The following is a 20,954-nucleotide window of genomic DNA, read 5'->3' as shown; positions in this document are numbered from 1 at the left end:
ACCATCGCCACCGTGCCGATTGCCGGCGTGCGCGCCTTTCCGGCACCGGTGCGGTTCACCGGTCTCTCGTTTGCCTACAACATGTCTTACGCAGTCTTCGGCGGCCTCACGCCGATGATTCTCACGCTGTGGCTGCAGCACGACACCATGGCGGCTGCTCACTATGTGGCAGTGCTGGCCGCTGTCGGGCTTTTGCTTGCGTTCTGGCCGCTCGCCAGGTGCGGGCATGCCATGCGCAATGACGTGGCCAGCACGGCTGGCCACGTCGGTCGATAACGAAGGAACAACGCAATGAATGCGACGGAAAACACGCCACCAGTACGCCTGCTGACCCCCGCCGAGCTGGCTGTCTGCATCAAGGTGTTCCGCGACGCCCGGCAATGGACTCAGGAGCAGTTGGCCGTGATCGCCGGGCTCAACGTGCGAACCGTTCAGCGCGTCGAGCTAGGCTGGCCGGCCGACCCCGACACCTGCCGGGCGCTGGCCAGCGCGTTCGATTTCCTGGACATCGACGCGCTCAACAAGCCATTCGCGATTCCACCGGAAGACGAACTCAAGGCTGCGCAGGAACAGTTCGACCTCGAACACGCCACCTTCGCGGCGATTCCGCTGACTACGGGTAAGCAGTTGGCCGAGCTGGCGCAGACCAGCACGATGGACATGTCGCAGCTGGCCTTCGAGATGGGCCGCGAAGCGGATAAATGCTTCGCCGCGCTGATGGAATATTTCCGCGACTACCGGGATGGCCTGAACGCCTACACCGAAGCGCAGAAGCGCGAGGCGGCTGACACGATGCAAGCCAACATCGATGTGCTCAAGACCCTTGGCGTTTCGCTACGCTATGCCGAGCGCAACGTGCTGCTGAAGGGGGGCTCGGATCCGGACAGGCCAATGCCAGCTAACGTCCTCTACGTGATCGGGTTTCCGCTCGGCAAGGAACCCAAGCTGTTCGCCACGCCAACTTCCGTTGATATCCGTCTGTAGCCTGAAGGGCGAAGATTCACGCTTGCCAGCGCCGCTCTAAGCCCAACCGTGCGAATCGCCCTAGGCAGGGCACATGATGAAGAAGGGGGATGCGCACTGCCAAACCGGTCGTTTGGTATAGAGCACGAGAGGTACAGCGCCCGCAGCCGCATGAACTCGCCGAACACTGCCGTGCTATCCCCAGGGGATAGCTGGCACACCCGGCCTTCTATGCCCGCTCTGTCGACGCGCTTCACGGCGCTGGAACAGGCGGGCTTCCAACGGCTGGAACATGCAGGCTACCTAAAAGGCCTTTTACAACCTTTTAAAGGTAAGGGGAATATGGAGTGCTGGGTCACCAGTGCTACTAGGGCGATCTGGAGCCACGCAACTGGCTTCTGGGTGTACCGGCCGGCCTGACGCCGGCTGGCGTATAGTGGCTGGCACGATGGCGCAGGCAATGCGTGCCATCGCCCCCTCCCGCCACGTCAGGACGCCCCCACCTTGACCACCCATACCATGACCTTTTCGCCCGCTTTGACGCGAACTGCCTGCCACACATCGTCGATACCATCGGCAAGCTGCACCGGCGCGTGTAATGCCACGTCCTGCCCGCCGATGCGCCCGGACTGCCCGCGTGGCTGCGCCTGACGGGCGACGGGCCGCCGAAGTTGCGGCGGCATCCGTTTGCGCTAGATATCCGTCTGTAGTTTGAAGGGTCAAGATCCACGCTCGCCAGCACCGTTCTCAGTCGGCCCGCCGAATCGCCCTAGGCATGGCACATGATGAAGAAGGGAGACGCGCGCTGCGCACCTTGATGGTTCGATCGAAGACTGATCTTGACTCATCGCCCCAACTCATGGCCGTCAGTACGGCGGGCCATCCAGACACAAGCCATTGCGGCACATTGTGGCTATTTCGGTCTGAAGCAAGACGCAAGCGGTCTAGATCGAGATTCTTGCGCCAAGACGATGTGGCCTTGACCTAAAGAGACATGATGCCCTGCGCAGCTTGCGGCATGGTTTGCTGTGTCGCGCACGATTTCCGAGCTGCGCGGCGGTCGCACTCGGACGATCTGCGCAAGGCTTTGGAGTCAATGACCTTGTGATGCCTTTTCTTGCGCCCGATGTCCATCGCGACGTTCCTGTTCGACAGAAGGTTGCGTCATGGCCGATCGAAGTGCCGATTCTTGGCTTCCGACCGCAGCGTATCTCTACGCTCTACACCTGGACGGGCCCGCATTGGCTTGGGAATACCTGCGCCGCCATCCCGACTACCGGCGCGACTGGCTGCGTCGTCGGCGCCGGCCGCAGGCGGCGCACCGCTGGGGCCTTCGCCTGTGGGAAGACCCGTCTTTGGATGCGCGCGATGCGCATCCGGCCTGGTTCCCTGACCATGACACGGTGCTCCAACTCTACCCGGATGCCGACCCACCGCCTAATGCCAGCGCTTTCGAGTTTTGGCGCATTCCCGGCCAGAAATACCTGGTTCATGACGGCAAACGCCTGATACTGATGGCTCGCTGGCCCGGCGACTGCGTACGGTTGGCGTTGGCGTCCGGGCTGGAGGATGGCATGGCCTATGTCTATGCCGTCCGCGCCAGCGCCGCGAGCGCGCGCTACCGCACGCTCGGGGCCGAGTGGGACAAGTTGGCGGAGGTTGCCGAAGTTTCTCCCACGGTGGCGGTCCGGTTCCGGCCGGCACCCGCCACATTGCTGGAATTGCACACCTTGCAAGCGCTCGATGCGATTCAGGCAGGTGCGTCCCTGCGCGAGGTCGGGGAGGGGCTGTTCGGTGCTGATGCTGTGGCAAGTGGCTGGCATGCCGACGGCGGCCTGCGCTCGCGCGTGCGCCGCCTGGTACGCCGCGGCCGATCACTGATGCACGGCGGCTATCGCCATCTGGCGCAACTCGAGTGATCCCGGTAGGGTCGTTTTGCCTTCGCTGCAAGACGACCCTCCGCGCTCAGCATTCCTTTCTTCAGACTGGTCTCCATCCGGTCGCGTTGTGCGGCCGACGATCTTGATCGATGGAGGATCATCCGATGCGTCCCGCTCCCTTGCGGCCTGCAGCCGCTGCCGTCGCTACGACGCCACAACCCCAACGTTACCTGACCAACGACGAAGCCGCCGACTTCCTGCGGTTGTCGCCGCGTACGCTCGAGAAGCAAGGCGTGATCGGCGGCGGGCCGAAGTTCCGCAAGTTCGGCCGGCGCGTCATGTACGCCGTGGCCGACCTCGACACTTGGGCCGACCAGCGCAGCTATGAGGCCACCTCCGATCCCGAATACGCCGAACGTCATGCGGCGGACAGCCGTGCGCGCTGATCGCTGGGCCGCCGGTGGCCATTGCCATGTCAAGTCGATCAGGGGAGCGGGAGCAACTCAAGCTCTTTCGCGCCTTGCCGGGCGACATGGCGCCGCGCGATGCCCAGGACTTGATGGCGTACCCGTTCTTTTCGCTAGCGAAGTCGCGGCGCACTGCGCCGATTGATTTTCGCAGCGGGAACGTCATCATCCGCGTGGAAGGCACGCAGGAACATGGCATCGCCACGATCTGGGACGCGGATATTTTGATCTGGGCCGCCAGCCAGATCGTGGAAGCGCGCGACGCGGGGCTGCGCCCATCGCGGCTGATGCACGCCACGCCATACGAAATCCTTCGATTCGCAGGACGCGGGGTGTCGCTGCGCGACTACCAGCGCCTCAAGGCCGCGCTCGACCGGCTGCAATCGACCACCGTGGCAACCTCGATCCGAGAGACGAGCGGGCGGCGCCTGCATCGCTTCTCGTGGATCAACGAGTGGAAGGAGCTGGCCGATGCCCGCGGCACGCCGCTGGGCATCGAGCTGATCCTGCCGGACTGGTTCTATGCCGGCGTGGTCGACGCTGCCCTGGCGCTGACCATCGATCCGGCGTACTTCCGGCTCACCGGCGGCATTGAGCGGTGGTTGTACCGCCTCGTGCGCAAGCACGGCGGCAAGCAGCCGGATGGCTGGCGATTCGACTTCCGGCACCTGTACCGGAAATCGGGCAGCGCCACGCGCTTCTCGGATTTCGCCTACGACCTGCGCGCACTGGTGGCGCGGCAACCCTTGCCCGGCTACGTCCTCGACATCGAACGGGTGCCGGGCGATGCCACCGAAGTGCTGACCTTCAGGCCCGTGCCGTCCGCGGCACGGGGACAACTCGGGGACAACTTGTGAACAGGCTCGTGCTATCAGGAGTAAGGGGTATCGTGCTATCAGGAGTACGCCTATCGTGCTATCAGGAGTACGAAACACCCGCAAAGCCAATAACGGCGCGGGTTTTCGGCCCCGTTAACTTATCTAACTTAAAAAGACTAACTAGTAGTAGGAGTGCGCCGCACCGAGGGATAACCGTCGAACGGCACGGGAAGCACCGCTTCGCAATGGCAGCGAAGGCCGGTGTTTCAGTCCGGGAGGCGGTGTCATGATCGTTGCCTTACTCAACCAGAAGGGTGGCGTGGGCAAGACCACGCTCGCCACGCATATCGCTGGCGAGTTCGCGCTACGCGAAACGCTGCACCAGGAAGCACCGGACTTGGCGCGACACTGCGACCACGTCGTCATCGACGGCCCGCCACGCATCGCCGCCTTGGCGCGCTCGACACTGTTGGCCGCCGAGCGCGTCCTGGTTCCGGTGCAGCCCAGCCCCTACGACTTGTGGGCGTCTGCCGAGATGATCGCGCTGATCCGTGAGGCGCAAGTCTTTCGGCCGGCACTACGCGCTGACTTCATCATCAACCGCCGCGTCAGTAACACGGTCATCGGCCGCGAAGCCCGCCATGCATTGGCCGAACAACCGCTACCGGCGCTGCGCTCGGAAGTGCGTCAGCGCATCGTGTTCGCTGACAGTGTGGCTGCGGGACGGCTCGCCGGCGAAACGGCGCCCGACAGTGCCGCCGCGCACGAAATCACGGCGCCGGTCGATGAACTGCTGCGGCGGCCGGCATGACGATCACCCGTGGCAAACGTATCGCTATCGGCGCGCGTCCGCCGGCGAACCCGCACGCTCAGGCGTGGGTTCGCCAGGGCGACGCAGACGGCCTCAAGAAGGGCGACCTGTACACCGCACGCCTGGCACTCGATATCACACCGGCGATGCGCGCACGCATCAAAGTGTCGGCGTTCACGCAAGGCGTGACCGTCGCCGAACTGCTGCGCGCGCTGCTGGAACGCGAATTCGCGGAGTCACGCCAATGAACGCGCAACCTTCGGCGGCCGCAGCTACGCCCCCGCCTGCACTTGCGGTGCTCGCCGGCCTTGACGGCTCCGCGCCGCTGACTCGCGTCTCGCTCGCCTACATTGAGCAGCGCATCGACATCTACCTGCGCTTCGGGCAGCCGGCGCATACCATCCGACACGACCGCTCGCGTCGTGTCGCAGTGTTCCTGCCGGGCGCGGTGTTCTGCCGTATCCGTTGGCAAGCAAACGATTACGGTACGGTGCGCTGGCAGCTCATGGTGATACAGACCTGCACGTCTCTGGACGCGGCGCAGCGCATCCCGGGTGTGCTGCCCGGGGCGCGATTGCTGCTGCACGCCGAGGGAGAACCGGCCGTGCGCGCCGTGCTGGAACGAATCGACGCCATCGAGGCGCTGGGCATTGCCCCGGTCGCCGTGTCACCCGCGTACTGGCGCACGCTGGGCAATCGGCTCAGCGCGCGCCTGCCGCTACCGGGGTATACCGCCGAGCGGCACGCCGCCTGGCTGGCTGGGAGGTCGCTGTCATGATGGCTGCTGCGACTACCGGCTCCGCGCCGGATCCTGGCTCGCGCCTGCGCCCCCGTATCGTGCTGGCGGGCTTGTCTACTCTCGGCCTCACTGCGCTCGCCTGGGCAGCTTTCGTGTCTCCGCTACCGCGCCTGACGTACAACCCGTCCGACAGCATGCCGGTTGGCTGGTATCGCGTCGACCCGACGGACAATCGGGCCGACTTGCCCCTGCATGTGGGCAACATCATGCTGATCCGGTTGCCGGTCGAGGCGGCTGCACTGGCCGCGCAGCGCGGCTACCTGCCGGCGGACGTTCCCCTGCTCAAGCGCGTGGGTGCGGTGGCGCCGCAGCAAGTTTGCATTGTCGGGCGCAGCGTGCACATCGACGGCGTGCCGGTGGCCGCCGCGCTGGTTGCTGACCGCAGGGGCCGGCCGCTGCCATCCTGGCAGCAGTGCCGGCGCCTGGTTTCAGGCGAGTTGTTCTTGTTGAGCACGACAGATCCGGCGTCATTTGACAGCCGGTATTTCGGGCCGATTGCCGCATCCGCCGTGATTGGCGTCGCGCATCTGGTTTGGCCGGCGATAGGTCGATGATGGCCGCCCACTCGCTGCGCTTCGTCGTGCGATCCGGCCTGTCGTTCGCCCGGGCGTCCCCGCGTCGTGGCACCTGCAGCGCGGACGCACTCGCGCCGCCTTCGGCGCTGCGCTCATATGTGCAGGCGTCTTGCCTTGAACGCGGTCGGCCTGTGGCCGTGGCTGCAGCGATACTCGAAGGGATCTCATCATCGCCCGCGACTACATCGCCGAGGGAGTGCGCCGGCGAGCCTCGGAACTGGCGACCGAGTGGCTGGGCCCCCAGCACCGAGCTGGAGATCCAGCGCGTCACGCAGCGCGAAGTTGATCAGGAACGGTGGGCGGGGCTGGATCGCACCTTGCAGCGCGAAGCGGCCGACGACGGTCTGGTGCATGTCGAACGCTTTGCCGAACCCCGGCTGCAACGGCAGAGGCAACTATTGATAGGGCGCCTGCAACGCTTGCAACGCATGGGCTTGACGACCGAACGGCAGCCTGGCGTGTGGGCGATCCATGCCGACGCCGAGCCGATCCTGCGTGCGATGGGTGAGCGCGGCGACATCATCCGTACCATGCAGCGAGCCATGAGCGGCCAGGAACGCGAACTTGTCGTCTTCCAGCCCGGCGAGGACAAGCGCGCCATTGTCGGCCGGGTGGTCGGCAAGGGGCTGGCCGATGAGTTGTACGACAAGGGCTACCTGGTGATCGACGGAATCGACGGCAAGGCCCACTACGTCGCGTTGCCGCCGCGATCGAACCTGGAGCAGTACCCGACCGGCGCCATCGTGGAAGTGAAAGGCTCGCCCGAAACGCGCGCGGCCGACCGCAACATCACGGCGCTGGCCGTCGAAGGCGTGTATCGCACCGACCATCACCTTGCAGTCGCCCAGGGGCACGCTACGCGGGAGCGCGACCGGCGCGAACTGGTTGCCGCACACGTGCGCCGGCTCGAAGCCCTGCGCCGAGCTGGCATCGTAAAACGTATCGCCGAGGGCGTCTGGCGCGTACCTGACGACCTGCCCGAACGCGGCCGCCAGTACGACCTACAGCGCCTGGGCGGCGTCGTGGCGGTCCACTTGAAATCGCGCCTGCCCATCGAGCGGCAGGCTCGGGTCATCGGCGCGACGTGGCTGGACCAGCAACTGATTGGTGGGGGTAAGGGTCTGGGCGACTTGGGCTTTGGCGGCGCCGTCAAGGACGCGCTACAGCAGCGCGCCAACCTTCTCGCAGAATGGGGACTGGCGGAGCGCAGAGGGCAGCATGTTGTCCTGGCGCGGGATTTGCTCACGACGCTACGCGGGCGAGAGCTCGCGCAAGCGGCGCAGGACATCGCCGCAGAAACCGGTCTCAAGCATCGGCCCGGGGCTGACGGCCAGCGCGTGACCGGCATCTACCGGCGCGGTGTCATGCTGGCCAGCGGGCGTTACGCGATGCTGGACGACGGCATGGGATTCAGTCTGGTGCCGTGGAAGCCGGTGATCGAACAGCGGCTGGGACAACAGCTCGCCGCGACAGTGCGTGGTGGCCACGTTTCATGGGAGACTGGTCGACAGCGTGGCCCTGGGATCTAATAGTGGCTTGATCCTCCGGAAAGAAGGATTGTCAGACGCCGCCCCAAGGGAACGGGAACTCCAACAATGTTCGTTGCTTCTTTGGGTATGCCTCAAATGATGAATCGCTTTTACGCAAGAATAGCGGCAATCATGACCCGAGCGTGCTACGCCAGAAAGATGTGGATCCCGCTGGCATCATCCCGTCTCTTGAGGTCAGCGCTCCCGGTAAGGGCTATTGCTTCGAAGTACCTGAGCACCTGCAACAGCGATGGTAGTCCTTGCTGTACGATCAGGTCCATTGCTTGCTCGTTGGTCATCAATTGGTAGGTATCCCAAACACGGGATAGACCGTCGCTGCCCAGAACGATATGGGCTGGCGTCGCGATGCCTCGCTGCTCCTCGACAGCGTTCATCGCACTGGCAGGGTTCAGGGTAAGGGCGGTGCTGCACTCGCCCTTCTGCTGTTGCATACGGCGTTGCCGTAGGTCGACCAGCTTATGCCCCTGGAATCCGGAGTACGGCTTCCAGACATCATAGATCGATGGCAACTGCGCAGGCCTAGCGGAGTGATTCACGCTAGGCGGGGTGCCTTGGAAGACTTCCACGAAGCAATCTGCATATCGATAGATGGATATGTGCGCCTGTTCAGTCGTTCGATCAATCTCCACGACCGTCGCGGCAGCCACAGGCCAGGCCCATATCGGCTGGGCATCGCCTCCGTCGTGGCGATATTCAGCTCGGAGGATCTGGAGACCGTGGTGCAACTGGGCCTTGCTGAAGGGAACGTCTTGAAACTGTTTCTCCAGCAGCTGGCCGAGCCGTCGGGCGAACCATCCGGCGTCAGTGATGTCTTCGTAGGTCATAAACGGCGCAGCTGTCAGGGAGGAGGCACCATCAATCGCCCAAGCTAGCATGGAGCGCTCGCGCAGGAGATATCCCACGACGTCCTCCGTCGGAATGTACTCGTAGATGCCTTGGGACACTTGTGAGACCGTCGCCTGCATCATGGTCTTTCTCCGCGTGGAGAAATGGCAATCTGCAGCGTGCGCAACCCTCCGGAGATTACGGTGTCATCCATGAATTCTCTGGCGAGCGATTGAGCAATAGTCTCGGCACGTTCGTCGTCAATCAGCCCTCGCTTGATGAGCTGAGGGCGGAACTGCTGGAAAGACAGGTAGACAACTTCCTTGTGTTCTTTCCTCCAGACCGTAGGTTGACTGAACCGCGCTTCCTTGACGTTGACATCCAGCCCGGTAACGATGGACCAAATGTCCTCGACGCAGTCGTAATCGATGCCATTTATCCAGCCGTAGGCCATCATGAGTGCATTGGCCTGTTCGAATCCCGCGACTGCCGGCACTGAGAACAGGCTCGCCAGTGATGGTTCCTCCATGACAAGCGTTCCCGACGGGCTGAGCTGGGTGAGGAGCGCCTGGATGGCCTCGGTGCGCTCATTGATATGCAACAGGGTGAATCGGCAAGTGATGAGATCAAACGCACCTTCCGACCGAAGTGCATCAGGGAACCGGATTGCATCCCCGACGCGAAATGTGAGGTTGGTCAACCCCAGTTGCTGCGCGGCAGACGTGGCCAAATCGATCTGGTTCGGACAGATATCGAGCCCCATTACCGTTGACCGCGGACTACCGGTGGCCATCCAGCATGCTATCTGGCCGTGGCCGGAGCCGACTTCTAAGATGCGTCCCTCTGTTGGCAGATATCGACGCAAGAAGTCCTTCGTAGCTGGATCGTAGATCGACGACATGATCTGAAGACGTTGTCGATCTGATTCACCGGTCTGCAAGGGGTACGTCGCTGCAGTTTGTTGCGATATGTCCGCCGCGGCATGTAAACGCCTCACGCGAACGCAGTCCAAGTTCTGGCAGAATTCCCAGTAAAAAGAGGGAAGATTCTCCGGTTTCTCTGTGGCGACGTCTATCCATTCATAGGCCGAATGTTCTTCACTCAAAGTCAGGCCTTGTCCGGTGAACTCGCACAGAAAGAACACAAGCAACACACGTCTGCCCGGAATAATCTCGCAGGATCTGCTGCCGAGATAACTCGTCGTGGTGATATCCAGTCCGCACTCTTCGCTGACCTCGCGTACCAGCGCTGCCTCCAACCCTTCGCCAGCTTCAGGTCTGCCCCCGGGCAACTCCAAATCATCCCGCGGATTCTTGACGAACAGAATGCCTCGAGGTCCAAACATAATGGCCTTTACGCTAACAGGTTCCATTGCTGTCTAGCTCCGTATGGGTGGGTGGTTTCTTGCGTAGGCAGGTACAGTTGCCAACTGGCGCTGCCGTGGTGTCAGGGGATCCGCGGAGAAAGACTGGATGCCTAAGGCCGAATGGTTTGGCGTGGCCGGTAGCGCCGTAATATTCTGATGTGAAGGAGGCTTCCTGAAATAGGAATGGTTGTTCGTGTAACGTGAAAACACCGAGCGTCGTTGCCCGGAGTCTGCCACCTTGCAGGTTCCGTGGACAAGCACCTCCGAGAAGACCAAGGCATCCCCTGCCTGCAGGTAGACATGTTGCAACAGGGGATTGTTTACGACGATCCGGTATCGGTCCGGAACCGGAAAGTTGGCGCGATGCGAACCTGGAATACAGCAGAAGTGATTTTCGGTATTGCTCACATCTGAAATGGCATACTGGACCGCGACAAGACCGCTGTGAATACGATGGTTCCGTACCCAGTAATATATACCCTCATCGAACATATCGGCCTCATGGTGCAAATTGCCACCACTACTGACGAACCGCTCGTCGGCACAGAACATATGATCGAGCCGAAATCTTGACCGATAAATGATCTCCAGGAAGCGATAGATGGGATCAAGATCAATCAGGGCGCGCCATTCTTCACCCCAATCGAAGTTAATGTCGTGCAGAAAGTGAGTAGTGAGATGTTTTGACCAATACTCCTGCAGGCTCAGAAGGTGGGGGCGTGCGATTGCCGCAGGAATGATGAGATACCCGTTGAGATCAAATTCGTAAACTTTTTCAAGGTTCATCTTCGTCACTCTAACGTTCAATTTGGGCGTTATACGTTCCGGTACACGTACACGCGGACTGGATCTATGGATTCGGAAACATGCACTTTGTAGTAGACGCTGGTTTTCACAATCTGAACTGACGGTCAATGACTTCGACTTCCAAGAGATAGCCACGCTGGAGATATTCCTTGATCTTTCTCCTCTCTCCGAGAATGTGGGACCTCAGGGTGAGTGACTTCCACCATTGAAGACGGTCGACGCCGAAATAGTTGACTGTCGCACAAGAAACACGTTCGATTTCAGGCCATTGCCTTTTGATCGTCATGACATACCGGCGCTTGGCGTATATCTGTCCGATCAGCAACAGTTCATGAAGGCCGAAATGATTCATCATGTGGCGTGTATTTCGAATGTTCTCACCGGTGTTGGATGATTCTTCTTCCAGCACAATGCTCGCCCAACTCAAGCCTGAGGAGACCAACTTATCGGCGATTTCGGTTGCCCCGCTGATTTTGCTGCCTCGTGTCATTCCCCCAGCTATGACGAGGGTTTCGTAGTATCCAGCACGAAAGAGAGCGAGTGCGGCGTCGATCATCTCGTGCTGGGCGTGCCGACTACCAAACATGAGCGCAAACTGGGATCTGCAAATCTCAGTTTCAGGGGATATGTAATCCATTAGATCGATGCGCCTGCTGAATTCATTCTCGGCGTGCACAGGACTGCGATTTTCGGTAGGAATCATCTTGGACTACTTCATCCTTGTTCAACATCGGCCACTTCTAAGTGGGAGAAACACCGATACACGCCGCATCAGAAAAATGCGACCTGCCAATTGCATGGGCAGCCAAGATCCGAGCGGTCTGGTGAGTCTTACAATTTCACGAAATGGTAGACGTTCGAGCCGCAGACATCTATGTCCTTTCGGTCTGAATAGTTTCAATATCGATCTAGGCTTTTCATGGGATTAAAGTTCACGGATCGAAACGTCTTGGGTCGTCCTGCAATCGATCGGCATGTGGAAGTGATTCCTTCTGGGTGCGATGCGTTCGCTCTCCGATGAAGCTATGGATATGGAAACACGCAGCGCTTTCCAGTGGGACGCCCGAACACGTAGACCATGCGCAGTTGGTCATCGATGACTGCTTGGGCCTGGTAGACGGACGGCGGGATGCAATACTCGTTGGCTCGCCCATACGCTTCGCCGCTGACCAGTGCCTCGACTGCGTCATGGAAGTCTTCGTGCACGTCGCGTTGGGGCGCGGCGAAATCCACGATGCCGCCAGCGGTTCGCGGCTCCCACATGACGCTGTAGCCGACGTCGGCCGCCCACTGCTTGACCGCGTTGAATGTTGAACGACCGTTTGCGCCAGTGACACTGAAGGCAAATGCTATGGCCGGCGCCAACATAAGACCCGTCAAAGACGCGGCAGCTAGGAATGGGCGGTGAGTTTGAGCGAATTTCATCTTGTGCTGTTCTTGTGATGGGGTGCGTTTCAAGCGTGGTCGATTGCAGAATCGTTCCATCCGCACGGAAATTTGTGAGCGCTGTAGTGAGCACGCATCGCTGCCTAGGAGGAGGCAGCAATGCCGAACCTCGCAATCGATGCTCGGCTTCAGCCTTGTGGCCCGTCTTGGGAGTCGCCGCCACCCAGCGATTGGTAGAGCGTCATTCGGTTTTCGAGTTGCGCCAGCCGGTTTGTCGCATCGGCGTTCAGTGCATCGCGCAGCTGCCTTTTCTGATCGAGCCACGGCTGCAGATCGGTGAATCCAGATAGATAGCGAGCTCGTGCGAGCGCTTCCGCATGCCGTGCCAGGGCTAGCGACTGTGTGAGTTCTTCAGCTTGGCGTTCGAGCTGCTCACGCTTCGCCAACGCGTTATCGACCTCGACGAGCGCACCATACAACGTCTCTCTGAACTTGATGACGGCTTCCTCGTACTCCGTTTTCGAGACCTTGATTTCCAGTTGCATCTTGTTCCATTGGAGAAAAGGCAACGCGATTTCGAGTCCGATGGATGCAAGCGGGTTCGATAATAGGCGCGTGAGGCTTATGTTTGACCCGCCCGTGGAACCTGTCAATGTGAAAGTAGGGTAAAAGCTGGTACGCTTCTGGTCGATATTCGCCAGTGAAGCACGCAGCCGGGATTCGGCCTCGCGGACATCCGGCCGCCGACTGAGCATGTCGGCCGGCATGTACGCCGGGACCACTGGTAGTGGCAGAACGGGTAAGGTCTTTGGTTCGGCCGTCAGCACATCGGGTGGTCGATTGAATAGGATCGACAACGCATTTCTGTCCTCAGTTCGCTGTTGGATAGTCTCCGTGTGCGCAGCACGCAGAGATATCAGCGTTTGTTCGGCCTTCAAGACATCGATGCGCGACACCGCGCCCGCTGCGTGCCGCGCGCGCACCAGCACAAGCGTGCGTTCAGCGTCAGCAATGTTTGCGTTGTTGAACGCGAGTTGGTCGTTTCGGTACCCGATTTGCCAGTACAGCGTCGCGGTGTCGCCGATGATCTTGAGGCGCATCCCCTCGCGCTCCGCTTGCGTTGCTTCTGCTGTCCAGCGCGCCGCATCGCGTTGCGCAGCGAGGCTTCCCCACAGGTCGAGCTCGTAGTTCAGTGAGAGGTGGAGAGAGCTCACAGCGCGCAGATGCTCGGCTTGGCGTCTAGGTCGGATGCTGCCGTTGGCTGCTACATTCGGCGTTAGGTCGGTCGCGGCAATGCCTGCCTGTAGTTGCGCACGATAGACGCGAATCGCAGCCTTGGCGAGGTCGTTGTTGACGATTAGCGCGTCAGCAATTAGCCGGTCGAGTGCAGGATCGTGGAAGGCGTGCCACCAATCGGGCGCAGTTGGACCTTGCGCAGCGGCCGATGCGGCGGCTGAAGAGGCCGCAAGCGTTGGCGCATTTGCTACCGCGGACCGAGTCCCCGGTGCGGGAAACTCCACGGCGAGCAGTTGGCGACTACGCGGGTTCGCACAGCTGGCGAGTAGCGCAGCTGTGAATGACAGCGCAAGCAGGCGGTAGAGTACGGTAGCGGGTAGGGTCAGCACGGTATCACCTCACTCTCGCGCGAGCGCATCGATCGGATTAAGCCGTGCGGCGTGGCGCGCGGGGACGATGCCGAACAGGATCCCGATCAACGTCGAACACAAGAATGCAACGATGATCGATTCGACCGAGAAGACCATGCTCCATGTGGTGACGAACATCGAGAAAATGAAGCGTGTACCAAATGACAGCATGATCCCGATGATGCCGCCGACCAGGCACATCATCACGGCCTCGACAAGGAACTGCAGCATGATGTCGCTCTGCCGCGCGCCGACCGCCATCCGGATACCGATTTCACCTGTACGCTCGGTGACCGACACGAGCATGATGTTCATGACCCCGATTCCGCCAACGACAAGCGTGATCGCTCCGATCAGCAATAGGAACAGCGCCATAGATTGGCTGGCCTTCTTGGTCGCTTTGGCGACACTGTCCTGGTTGTACGTAAAGAAGTCCTTGCGGCCGTGGCGCAGCGTCATCAGTCTTTCGACGCTGTTCTCGACGGCCTTGCTGGATTGGCCGTCGGGAATCCGCAAGGTGATGCTATCAAGGTGATGCTGGCCAAATAGCCGGGCACTCGCGGTGGAGTAGGGAACCCACAGGTTCAGGTTCTTCGTGTCGCCGGATGTCCGCTTCGAGTCCGTTGTCACGCCAATCACAATGAACGGCACACTGTCGAGAAGGATGACTGCGCCAAGCGCGTTGGGATTCGAACCGAACAGCTTGCGCCGCGTGTTCTGATCGATCACGGCCACCTGCGCCTGGCGGCCCAGTTCGTCGCGTCCGAACCCGATACCCTGGGCGAGCTTTATCCCACGCACTCGGAAATATTGTTCACCGACGCCGCTCACGAACGCGTTGACGCCGATATTCCGGTAGCGTAGCAGCAGGCTGTGCGAAATTTCTGGCGTCGCGCTGTCGACGTAGTGCTGCTCGGCGAGTGCGGCCACGTCGGCGGGTACGAGTGTCTGGATCGCTTCCGCTTGGCTGTCGCCCCAGTCGCGTCCGGGATGGATGCTGATCGTGTTCGTACCGATGCTGCCAAACAACTCGAGCAGATGCCGCTTGGCGCCGTCGCCGATGGCGACCAACGACACCACCGACATGACGCCGATGGTAACGCCGAGCATCGTCAGGATCGTGCGCAGGCGATGCGATGCGAGCGCGAGCCATGCCATGCGCATCGCCTCGACGAAGCGGATAACACTTGCCGACCAGCGCTGCGCGCCGGCTTGATGCGGGGCGGCGTGATCGGTGTGGCCGGTCGGTGTTCTTGCTTGTGCAGTTGCACAGGCCGCCGCCGGGTGCACCGCCGGCGTGTTTGGTCGGTCCGCGACGATCACGCCGTCGCGGATCTCGATGATGCGGCATGCATGCGCTGCGATATGCTCGTCATGCGTGACGATGATGATGGTATGGCCGTTTGCGTTCAGCTCGTGCAGGATCTGGATCACGCTCTCGCCGCTTTTCGAGTCGAGCGCACCCGTTGGCTCGTCTGCGAGTATCACTTCGCCACCATTCATCAAGGCGCGCGCGATGCAGACGCGCTGCTGCTGGCCGCCAGACAGCTGACCCGGCCAGTGTTCGGCGCGGTCCGCGAGCCCAAGGCGGGAGAGGATTTGCCGGGCGCGCGTGCGTCTTTCGGCCTCCAAGCCGTCTGCGTAGATGGCCGGCAGTTCAACGTTCGCCACGGAGTTCAGGTGCGACAGGAGATGGTAGCGTTGGAAGACGAAGCCGAAGCGCTCTCTCCGCAGTTGCGCGAGCGCGTCCTCGTCGAGGTCGCGAGTTTCGCGACCGCCCACCCGATAACTGCCAGCGCTCGGGTGGTCCAAGCAACCCAGGATATTCATCAGCGTCGACTTGCCGGATCCCGACGCACCGATGATCGCGACGAACTCGCCTGCCCCGATTGAGAGATTGACGTTCTTGAGAGCGATCACTTCCTGGTCGCCCGCGGGAAAGCGACGCGTGACGTCGGTAAGCTGGAGCAGTGGACGGGTCATTGTCAGCTGGTCGAGTCGGAGGAAATGTCGGCCGCTTCACCGACCACGACGCGCTCGCCCTCAGCCAGCCCCTCGCGCACCTCGACCATTACGTTGTTGTTTAGGCCGGTGTGGATCTCGCGCGTAAAAACCTTGTCATCCGGGCCAAGTACACGAACTATGTAGCGTCCCTTCGGTGCTTTTTCGCCCAGCGCGGCGACCGGAATGCTGAGCGCCTGGCGCGCGACATCCAGCAGGACGCTGACTTGTGCGGTCATCGAGATGCGCAGGTCACGGCCGGGATTCGGGACTTCGAACAGAGCGTTGTAGAACACCGCGGAATTCGCCTTGGAGGCGCCGCTGTTAGTGGCCCCAGGCGGGCTCTGCGCGTCGTGGAAGTTCGGGGGGGCGGGCTCGATCGCGCGCAACTTGCCGTAGTACCGCCTGTCCGGGTCTCCGAGGATGGTGAAATACACGGTCTGGCCAGGGCGCACCCGAACCACGTCCGCTTCCGAAATCTGCGCTTTCACGGTCATCGTGTCGAGATCGGCTAGCTTCAGAATGACGGGCGCTTGCTGTTTGGCGCTCACGGTTTGTCCTTCTTGCGCGACGAGAGCGACGACCTCACCATCTTGCGGCGCAACAATATGGGTGTAGCTAAGCTCGGCTCGCGCTATCTCGACCTGAAAATGGGCCGCTTTGATCTTGGCGTTGAGCGAGGCGAGAGTTCCTCGCTGCTCGTCGAGTCTTGCCTGTGCCGCTTCGTAAGCTTGCCGCGAGGTGGCATCGTCCAGCAGCATCTCTTGCTGACGACGGAATGCGAGTTCGGCCTCCCCGAGCCGTGCGGCCGTTGCGCGTCTCTGTGCGACGAGCTCCTGCTCGTTGGCCAACTTCTCGCGCAAGTCGTTCTGTAAGACCACAGGGTCAATCTCAGCGAGCCATTGCCCCTTCTTGATCTTGTCCCCAAGCTTGACATTCATCGACTTGATTTGCCCGCTGACCTGTGCGCCGACGTCGACTTGGCTACATGCCTGCAACGTCCCCGTCGCGAGCACGACGCTCTCCAGGTCCCTGCGCTCGACTTGCGTCGTCACGTACTGCGGAGCCTTGCTCGGAGACCAATGCCAAGCTAGCGCGGCCAGCATGGCGCTGGCAACGAAACCAATGGCCGGGTAGCGCCAGCGGTGGGAGAGAATCTTCATCGAAGCGGCGTGTATAGGGCCATCTTTGAGCAATGAACGCTATCGGGACAATTGTCCTCAAGACGATTGCTCACCTTGTGGATATGGGAAGGGGATCTGCAGCGTCGCCCGATGGGACGCCCGACGACGTAAGCCAGGCGCATGCGGTCCGTGGCTGCCAGATGACCGCGTAGCCAACTTCCGCGGCCCATTGGGTCACAGCATTGAAGATTGACCGACCGTTGGGTCCCGTAACGCCTTAGGCTAGCGCTGTTGGAGGCAACAGGAGGCCGCCTCCAATGGATGCGGCGACCAAGATGGCGCATGGTGATTTTCTCGATTTCATATTCTGCTGTCTGTTCGGTTGCGAGAAACACAAGTTCTTCAAATTGGGGTCATTTCTGCTTTGGGATACTTTGGCCCGCCTACGAATTGATGGAATGATCCTCCATGTTCGGAAGATATTCATTCCTGTTCTGCCTGAATGATTTCAATTTCGATCTGGATTTTTCATGTCATCAAAAATTACGGATCGAAAGGTGTTGAGTCCTCCAAGCAGCAGGGCGGCGAGCGCGATTCCGGCACGGCCAGCTCCGATGATTCCAACTTTCATCGCAGTTCCTCCATTGAGCATTTCCAAGGCTAGCGCTCACAATCTGAATCTTCGGTCACAGCGTGGCTTCGCTCAGCTCGCCTTGGGCATGCCGACAACCCAAATATGAGAGCAAACTTGCATCCGCAAATCTCCGTTTCAGGGGATATGTAGTCAATCAGCCTAAAGCCTTTGCAGGTCCTACTTCCGGATTCGGTCTGTACTATTTGCAGTCGACGGCTGAATGCAGCCTCGGCGCGCTCCTTACGAAAATTCCCAGATCTAGCGGCGCCCTGGAACCGAGGGCTGTATGGCGAAGCTGGGCAGCAGATTGACTGGGCCGCTCGTTGGTCAATGAGGAACCGACGATGCTTTGCACCAGCTTGGACCGGAGGCGGACTGGGGCTTCTGTTGGCCCGCCCGGGCGAACATAGGACGAGCTCGGCTGTGAGATGCTGCCCCTCGAGCAAGGGCCTTTCAGGGCCAAGTCACCGCATAGCACGAAGAAGCCCGCTTCGTCGCTCAACCGCTCCAGCGCTCAGCAAACGTTCCGCACATGCCTGCATGGAAGTGCAAGTCGCTCACCGCCGCGACGCGAACACAGGACATCACGAACCCGTCATCGACGCTGCCCACAGAAGTTTCCCGAAGATGTGGTGATGCTCGATGTCGTGAGGCGCTGACTTTGCCTTTTCTTACAGAGGAGGGCGACTGTACGCGGTAATTCCGTTTAACGCTTTTGAAGGCATCATAGCTATGTATTGACGACCACTTGTCGCACGAGTTCGGTTGATATTTATTCATGTCTACGTGAATGGTTCTAATATCAATCGTGCGTTTCATGTGATGAAAAATCACGGATCAAGCGTTCTTGGGTTTCTCGAGTTAACGGGTGTGGAACAACACAGCGTCGCAAGGTAGGGCGCCCGATCACGTAGACCAGACGCATGCGATCGTCGATGATCGCCTCGATTTGGAACTCGTAAGGTGGAATGCAATACATGTTGACGCGTCCATACGCGGCGCCGGTCACCAGCGCCGCCACCGCAAACCAGAAATCCTCATGCACTTCGCGAGACGGAGCGGGGAAGTCCAGTACCGTACCGGCAGTGGTTCGTGGCTGCCAGATGACTGCGTAGCCAACTTCCGCCGCCCAATGGGTGACTGCAAGGTAAGTGGAACGACGGTCGGCGTCCGTCACACCGAAGGCCGAAGCCGTTTGTGGCGACGCGAAGCAGGCTGCCAAAGATGCAACCGCCACGATCCTGCGTGACGTGCTTGATTTCATACCGTGCTTTCTATTCGGAGAAGACAAACATAAGTCCTTAAAGCTGACGCCATCTTTCCTTTGGGATACGGCATTGATTTTGGTACTTGAATCCTGCGAGCTGATGGAATGATCTCCCAATGCGTCGAGATATTTATTCCCGTTGTGGCTAAATGATCTCGATTTCGATCTGTATTTTTCATGTGATGAAATATTGCAAATCAAAACGCAAATAGGCAATCAAAGGAATTAGTCTTGATGAGGGTGGGAGTAACGTTAGCGCCCAGCTCCCTTGACTTTGGCGGACATCGATCTACATCCAACGTCGAGCATTTATGTCTGAATTGGATCGTACGTTCGACTTGCGGATCGTTGATGCGCGCTTGCAAGGCGTGCTCAGGTGACGGTACAGCTATGCCTATCGCAGGATTCTGTCACCGTGGACTGTACAGAGATTCAAGTTCCCACTTGAGAGCCTGACTTCGCGCTAACGAGAAGTATTTTCAAGATCGATCAGGACCTCTGACGTTTGCAGCGCCATATGGCGGACCGACCAAGGCTCAAGTCATGGCGCTTCCTTGAGGCACGATGAGGTAGATCGAAACAGAGGGCTGAGATCGGCTCGTCCTTCCTCAGGACTATGTCGCGGTAGGCTGCGTATCCGGCAGCCGCCTTCACTCGTTTAGGAGATGTTCCATGTATGAAGATCGGTACTATTGGCCGCTGGTGAATTGCTTCTGCCCGAATGCCTCACCTGGCGGGAGAGTGCATGCGTAGCAGACCAGTCAGAGCCAGGATGGAGTTGCGTCATTTGCAGTGCTTCCTGGCCGTCGCAGAAGAGCTTCATTTCACGAGGGCGGCCGAGAGATTGCACATCGAGCAGTCGCCGTTATCTCGTGCCATCAGGGAGCTGGAAGAAGACCTCGGGGTGCGGCTGTTTGTGCGCACCACCCGTAGTACACGCCTGACTCGAGCGGGTCAGCTGTTCCTAAAGCACGTACGGCGTGTCTTCGCCGCTGTGGAGCAGGCGCGCGACAGCGTACAGGCAGTCGCTAATGGATTTGACGACCAGTTGCGCATCGTCTTGTCAGACTCTAGCGCTCGATCACGTCTACCAGCTTTGCTTGCGCTGTGGCGGCAGGAAGACCCGGAGGTCGAAGTTCGACTATACGAAGCGCCGTTGTCGCAGCAGATCAGGGGGCTACACGACGGTCTATACGACGTGGGCTTTTCCCTGACCGACGACGTCGGCGATGGCCTCATTGCACATCCTCTTTGGAACGAGCCTCTCGTGGTAGCGGTACCGCCGCGCCATCCGTTGCTTGCTTATAGATATATTCCGCAGGAGGAACTACTGCGCTATCCGTTGGTGCTCTTCGACCCACAAGCGTACGAGGGGCATGCTCGTCTGGTCGATCGTTTACTGCGCGGGCTGAATCAGGAGCCGCTGGTCGCGGACCGGGTTTCATCGCTCGACTTGATGATGACATTGGTATCTGCAGGCCTTGCATTGGGCCTTACCGGGGTGTCGCAAGTTCTCGCGAGCAGAGAGTCCGGGGTCGTGGCGCGTCCGATGACGGGGCAGGTGCCCAGGGTCATAACCTACCTGCTGTACCTGGATGCGGAGCCATCAGAGGCTTTGGCTCGCTTTATCGAGCGGGCAAGCGCCGTCGAGTCTCCTGCATGTGTCGAACCTGTCCATGAATCCCGATATGACCTTGAGGAGAATGTTGAGCCATGAAGAGAACCACGTCGATCTTGTTTGCTCTGATGTTGGTGGCATGCGGCCGCGCTGAACCGCCCGAGACGGTGGAATCGTTGGTTGCCAATCCCAAACGGTTGGAGGAACTTCGCGGGCAGTGCAGGTTGGATCGGGCCAAGCTCGGCGATGCGCTTTGCAATCGGGTGGCCGAGGCAACGAATCGGCGCTTCTTTGGCGATGGCAACACGCCCTATACGCCGCCGAAGCATGCGCCGAGGTTCTAAGCGTCGGCACATCGCCACGATTCCCGTGAGTTTCTTGCCGGTACGCCGCCACGCGCTATCGCTTGCGGCGCTA

21 protein-coding genes and 3 pseudogenes are annotated in these 20,954 nt (G+C 60.2%); 13 read left to right on the top strand and 11 right to left on the bottom strand.

Features of this window, described 5'->3' with window-relative positions; all coding sequences use genetic code 11:
• From RM96_RS32050 to RM96_RS38175, 3 genes and pseudogenes are all read left to right on the top strand, one after another.
• Nucleotides 1–276, top strand: a pseudogene (locus RM96_RS32050) (MFS transporter); the annotation flags it as partial.
• A gap of 15 nt (nt 277–291) precedes the next feature.
• Nucleotides 292–984 carry a helix-turn-helix domain-containing protein gene (locus tag RM96_RS32045; protein ID WP_039015768.1) on the top strand — a complete coding sequence of 231 codons (693 nt, stop codon included), beginning with the start codon at nt 292–294 and terminating at the stop codon, nt 982–984.
• Nucleotides 985–1,194: 210 nt separating this feature from the next.
• Nucleotides 1,195–1,332 (top strand): annotated as a pseudogene (locus RM96_RS38175) (DUF3158 family protein); the annotation flags it as partial.
• Nucleotides 1,333–1,451: 119 nt separating this feature from the next.
• Here the strand turns inward: RM96_RS38175 and RM96_RS32040 are convergent.
• Nucleotides 1,452–1,646: a hypothetical protein gene (locus tag RM96_RS32040; RefSeq protein WP_039015767.1), complete on the bottom strand. Its 195-nt coding sequence runs from the start codon at nt 1,644–1,646 to the stop codon at nt 1,452–1,454.
• Between the two features lie 483 nt (nt 1,647–2,129).
• Between RM96_RS32040 and RM96_RS32035 the strand changes: the two genes are divergently transcribed.
• From RM96_RS32035 to RM96_RS32000, 8 genes and pseudogenes are all read left to right on the top strand, one after another.
• Nucleotides 2,130–2,882: a DUF7011 domain-containing protein gene (locus RM96_RS32035; RefSeq protein ID WP_039015766.1), complete on the top strand. Its 753-nt coding sequence runs from the start codon at nt 2,130–2,132 to the stop codon at nt 2,880–2,882.
• A 125-nt stretch (nt 2,883–3,007) separates the two neighbouring features.
• The gene (locus RM96_RS32030; protein WP_039015765.1) at nt 3,008–3,289 is read left to right on the top strand and encodes a helix-turn-helix domain-containing protein; all 282 of its coding nucleotides are present in this window, start codon (nt 3,008–3,010) and stop codon (nt 3,287–3,289) included.
• Between the two features lie 26 nt (nt 3,290–3,315).
• The gene (locus RM96_RS32025; RefSeq protein WP_039015764.1) at nt 3,316–4,167 is read left to right on the top strand and encodes a replication initiator protein A; all 852 of its coding nucleotides are present in this window, start codon (nt 3,316–3,318) and stop codon (nt 4,165–4,167) included.
• Nucleotides 4,168–4,414: 247 nt separating this feature from the next.
• Nucleotides 4,415–4,939: an AAA family ATPase gene (locus RM96_RS32020; protein ID WP_039015763.1), complete on the top strand. Its 525-nt coding sequence runs from the start codon at nt 4,415–4,417 to the stop codon at nt 4,937–4,939.
• The gene (locus RM96_RS32015) at nt 4,936–5,187 is read left to right on the top strand and encodes a hypothetical protein (RefSeq protein ID WP_039015762.1); all 252 of its coding nucleotides are present in this window, start codon (nt 4,936–4,938) and stop codon (nt 5,185–5,187) included. Before RM96_RS32020 ends, RM96_RS32015 begins: the two co-directional genes overlap by 4 nt.
• Nucleotides 5,184–5,717 carry a DUF2840 domain-containing protein gene (locus RM96_RS32010; protein WP_039015761.1) on the top strand — a complete coding sequence of 178 codons (534 nt, stop codon included), beginning with the start codon at nt 5,184–5,186 and terminating at the stop codon, nt 5,715–5,717. Before RM96_RS32015 ends, RM96_RS32010 begins: the two co-directional genes overlap by 4 nt.
• Nucleotides 5,714–6,292, top strand: a complete 579-nt coding sequence (locus RM96_RS32005) for a S26 family signal peptidase (RefSeq protein WP_039015760.1) — start codon at nt 5,714–5,716, stop codon at nt 6,290–6,292. The genes RM96_RS32010 and RM96_RS32005 overlap by 4 nt, the downstream gene beginning before the upstream one ends.
• A 157-nt stretch (nt 6,293–6,449) precedes the next feature.
• Nucleotides 6,450–7,842: pseudogene (locus RM96_RS32000) on the top strand (DUF3363 domain-containing protein); the annotation flags it as partial.
• A 146-nt stretch (nt 7,843–7,988) separates the two neighbouring features.
• Here the strand turns inward: RM96_RS32000 and RM96_RS31995 are convergent.
• From RM96_RS31995 to RM96_RS39610, 10 genes are all read right to left on the bottom strand, one after another.
• Nucleotides 7,989–8,831: a hypothetical protein gene (locus RM96_RS31995; protein ID WP_052279871.1), complete on the bottom strand. Its 843-nt coding sequence runs from the start codon at nt 8,829–8,831 to the stop codon at nt 7,989–7,991.
• The gene (locus RM96_RS36635) at nt 8,828–10,060 is read right to left on the bottom strand and encodes a methyltransferase domain-containing protein (protein ID WP_063926031.1); all 1,233 of its coding nucleotides are present in this window, start codon (nt 10,058–10,060) and stop codon (nt 8,828–8,830) included. Before RM96_RS36635 ends, RM96_RS31995 begins: the two co-directional genes overlap by 4 nt.
• A gap of 6 nt (nt 10,061–10,066) precedes the next feature.
• Nucleotides 10,067–10,840 carry a phytanoyl-CoA dioxygenase family protein gene (locus tag RM96_RS38165; protein ID WP_082016816.1) on the bottom strand — a complete coding sequence of 258 codons (774 nt, stop codon included), beginning with the start codon at nt 10,838–10,840 and terminating at the stop codon, nt 10,067–10,069.
• 106 nt (nt 10,841–10,946) lie between these two features.
• Nucleotides 10,947–11,564 carry a YdcF family protein gene (locus tag RM96_RS31985; protein ID WP_082016813.1) on the bottom strand — a complete coding sequence of 206 codons (618 nt, stop codon included), beginning with the start codon at nt 11,562–11,564 and terminating at the stop codon, nt 10,947–10,949.
• Between the two features lie 320 nt (nt 11,565–11,884).
• Complete coding sequence (locus RM96_RS40415) at nt 11,885–12,286, bottom strand: hypothetical protein (RefSeq protein WP_238587488.1); 402 nt, start codon at nt 12,284–12,286, stop codon at nt 11,885–11,887.
• Between the two features lie 149 nt (nt 12,287–12,435).
• Nucleotides 12,436–13,872, bottom strand: coding sequence for an efflux transporter outer membrane subunit (locus RM96_RS31975; RefSeq protein WP_152624256.1), 1,437 nt, complete (start codon nt 13,870–13,872; stop codon nt 12,436–12,438).
• Between the two features lie 9 nt (nt 13,873–13,881).
• Nucleotides 13,882–15,876: a MacB family efflux pump subunit gene (locus RM96_RS31970; RefSeq protein ID WP_039015757.1), complete on the bottom strand. Its 1,995-nt coding sequence runs from the start codon at nt 15,874–15,876 to the stop codon at nt 13,882–13,884.
• Between the two features lie 2 nt (nt 15,877–15,878).
• Nucleotides 15,879–17,057, bottom strand: coding sequence for an efflux RND transporter periplasmic adaptor subunit (locus tag RM96_RS31965; RefSeq protein ID WP_039015756.1), 1,179 nt, complete (start codon nt 17,055–17,057; stop codon nt 15,879–15,881).
• A gap of 469 nt (nt 17,058–17,526) precedes the next feature.
• Nucleotides 17,527–17,649 (bottom strand): hypothetical protein, encoded by a 123-nt coding sequence (locus RM96_RS40645; RefSeq protein ID WP_274520257.1) that lies wholly within the window; start codon nt 17,647–17,649, stop codon nt 17,527–17,529.
• 805 nt (nt 17,650–18,454) lie between these two features.
• A complete protein-coding gene (locus RM96_RS39610) occupies nt 18,455–18,916 on the bottom strand; it encodes a hypothetical protein (protein WP_193752563.1) in 462 nt (153 codons plus the stop codon).
• 775 nt (nt 18,917–19,691) lie between these two features.
• Between RM96_RS39610 and RM96_RS31955 the strand changes: the two genes are divergently transcribed.
• Together RM96_RS31955 and RM96_RS31950 are read left to right on the top strand one after the other, a co-directional pair.
• Nucleotides 19,692–20,636, top strand: a complete 945-nt coding sequence (locus tag RM96_RS31955) for a LysR family transcriptional regulator (protein WP_052279870.1) — start codon at nt 19,692–19,694, stop codon at nt 20,634–20,636.
• Entirely contained in the window at nt 20,633–20,881 is a 249-nt protein-coding gene (locus RM96_RS31950; protein ID WP_039015754.1) for an EexN family lipoprotein, read from the top strand. Before RM96_RS31955 ends, RM96_RS31950 begins: the two co-directional genes overlap by 4 nt.
• Nucleotides 20,882–20,954 lie beyond the last annotated feature (73 nt).

This window comes from Cupriavidus sp. IDO, assembly GCF_000812465.1.
In the GTDB taxonomy this organism is placed as follows: Bacteria; Pseudomonadota; Gammaproteobacteria; order Burkholderiales; family Burkholderiaceae; genus Cupriavidus.
This window is presented reverse-complemented; position numbering and strand designations above follow the sequence as displayed.

Coding starts and splice junctions, on each gene's coding strand:
- RM96_RS32030 (WP_039015765.1), top strand. CDS start 3,008: ATGCGTCCCGCTCCCTTGCGGCCTGCAGCCGCTGCCGTCGCTACGACG.
- RM96_RS32040 (WP_039015767.1), bottom strand. CDS start 1,646: ATGCCGCCGCAACTTCGGCGGCCCGTCGCCCGTCAGGCGCAGCCACGC.
- RM96_RS32005 (WP_039015760.1), top strand. CDS start 5,714: ATGATGGCTGCTGCGACTACCGGCTCCGCGCCGGATCCTGGCTCGCGC.
- RM96_RS40415 (WP_238587488.1), bottom strand. CDS start 12,286: ATGAAATTCGCTCAAACTCACCGCCCATTCCTAGCTGCCGCGTCTTTG.
- RM96_RS31965 (WP_039015756.1), bottom strand. CDS start 17,057: ATGAAGATTCTCTCCCACCGCTGGCGCTACCCGGCCATTGGTTTCGTT.
- RM96_RS36635 (WP_063926031.1), bottom strand. CDS start 10,060: ATGGAACCTGTTAGCGTAAAGGCCATTATGTTTGGACCTCGAGGCATT.
- RM96_RS38165 (WP_082016816.1), bottom strand. CDS start 10,840: ATGAACCTTGAAAAAGTTTACGAATTTGATCTCAACGGGTATCTCATC.
- RM96_RS31955 (WP_052279870.1), top strand. CDS start 19,692: ATGGAGTTGCGTCATTTGCAGTGCTTCCTGGCCGTCGCAGAAGAGCTT.
- RM96_RS32015 (WP_039015762.1), top strand. CDS start 4,936: ATGACGATCACCCGTGGCAAACGTATCGCTATCGGCGCGCGTCCGCCG.
- RM96_RS39610 (WP_193752563.1), bottom strand. CDS start 18,916: ATGAAATCAAGCACGTCACGCAGGATCGTGGCGGTTGCATCTTTGGCA.
- RM96_RS32010 (WP_039015761.1), top strand. CDS start 5,184: ATGAACGCGCAACCTTCGGCGGCCGCAGCTACGCCCCCGCCTGCACTT.
- RM96_RS32020 (WP_039015763.1), top strand. CDS start 4,415: ATGATCGTTGCCTTACTCAACCAGAAGGGTGGCGTGGGCAAGACCACG.
- RM96_RS31985 (WP_082016813.1), bottom strand. CDS start 11,564: ATGATTCCTACCGAAAATCGCAGTCCTGTGCACGCCGAGAATGAATTC.
- RM96_RS31970 (WP_039015757.1), bottom strand. CDS start 15,876: ATGACCCGTCCACTGCTCCAGCTTACCGACGTCACGCGTCGCTTTCCC.
- RM96_RS32035 (WP_039015766.1), top strand. CDS start 2,130: ATGGCCGATCGAAGTGCCGATTCTTGGCTTCCGACCGCAGCGTATCTC.
- RM96_RS31995 (WP_052279871.1), bottom strand. CDS start 8,831: ATGATGCAGGCGACGGTCTCACAAGTGTCCCAAGGCATCTACGAGTAC.
- RM96_RS32045 (WP_039015768.1), top strand. CDS start 292: ATGAATGCGACGGAAAACACGCCACCAGTACGCCTGCTGACCCCCGCC.
- RM96_RS32025 (WP_039015764.1), top strand. CDS start 3,316: ATGTCAAGTCGATCAGGGGAGCGGGAGCAACTCAAGCTCTTTCGCGCC.
- RM96_RS40645 (WP_274520257.1), bottom strand. CDS start 17,649: ATGAAAGTTGGAATCATCGGAGCTGGCCGTGCCGGAATCGCGCTCGCC.
- RM96_RS31950 (WP_039015754.1), top strand. CDS start 20,633: ATGAAGAGAACCACGTCGATCTTGTTTGCTCTGATGTTGGTGGCATGC.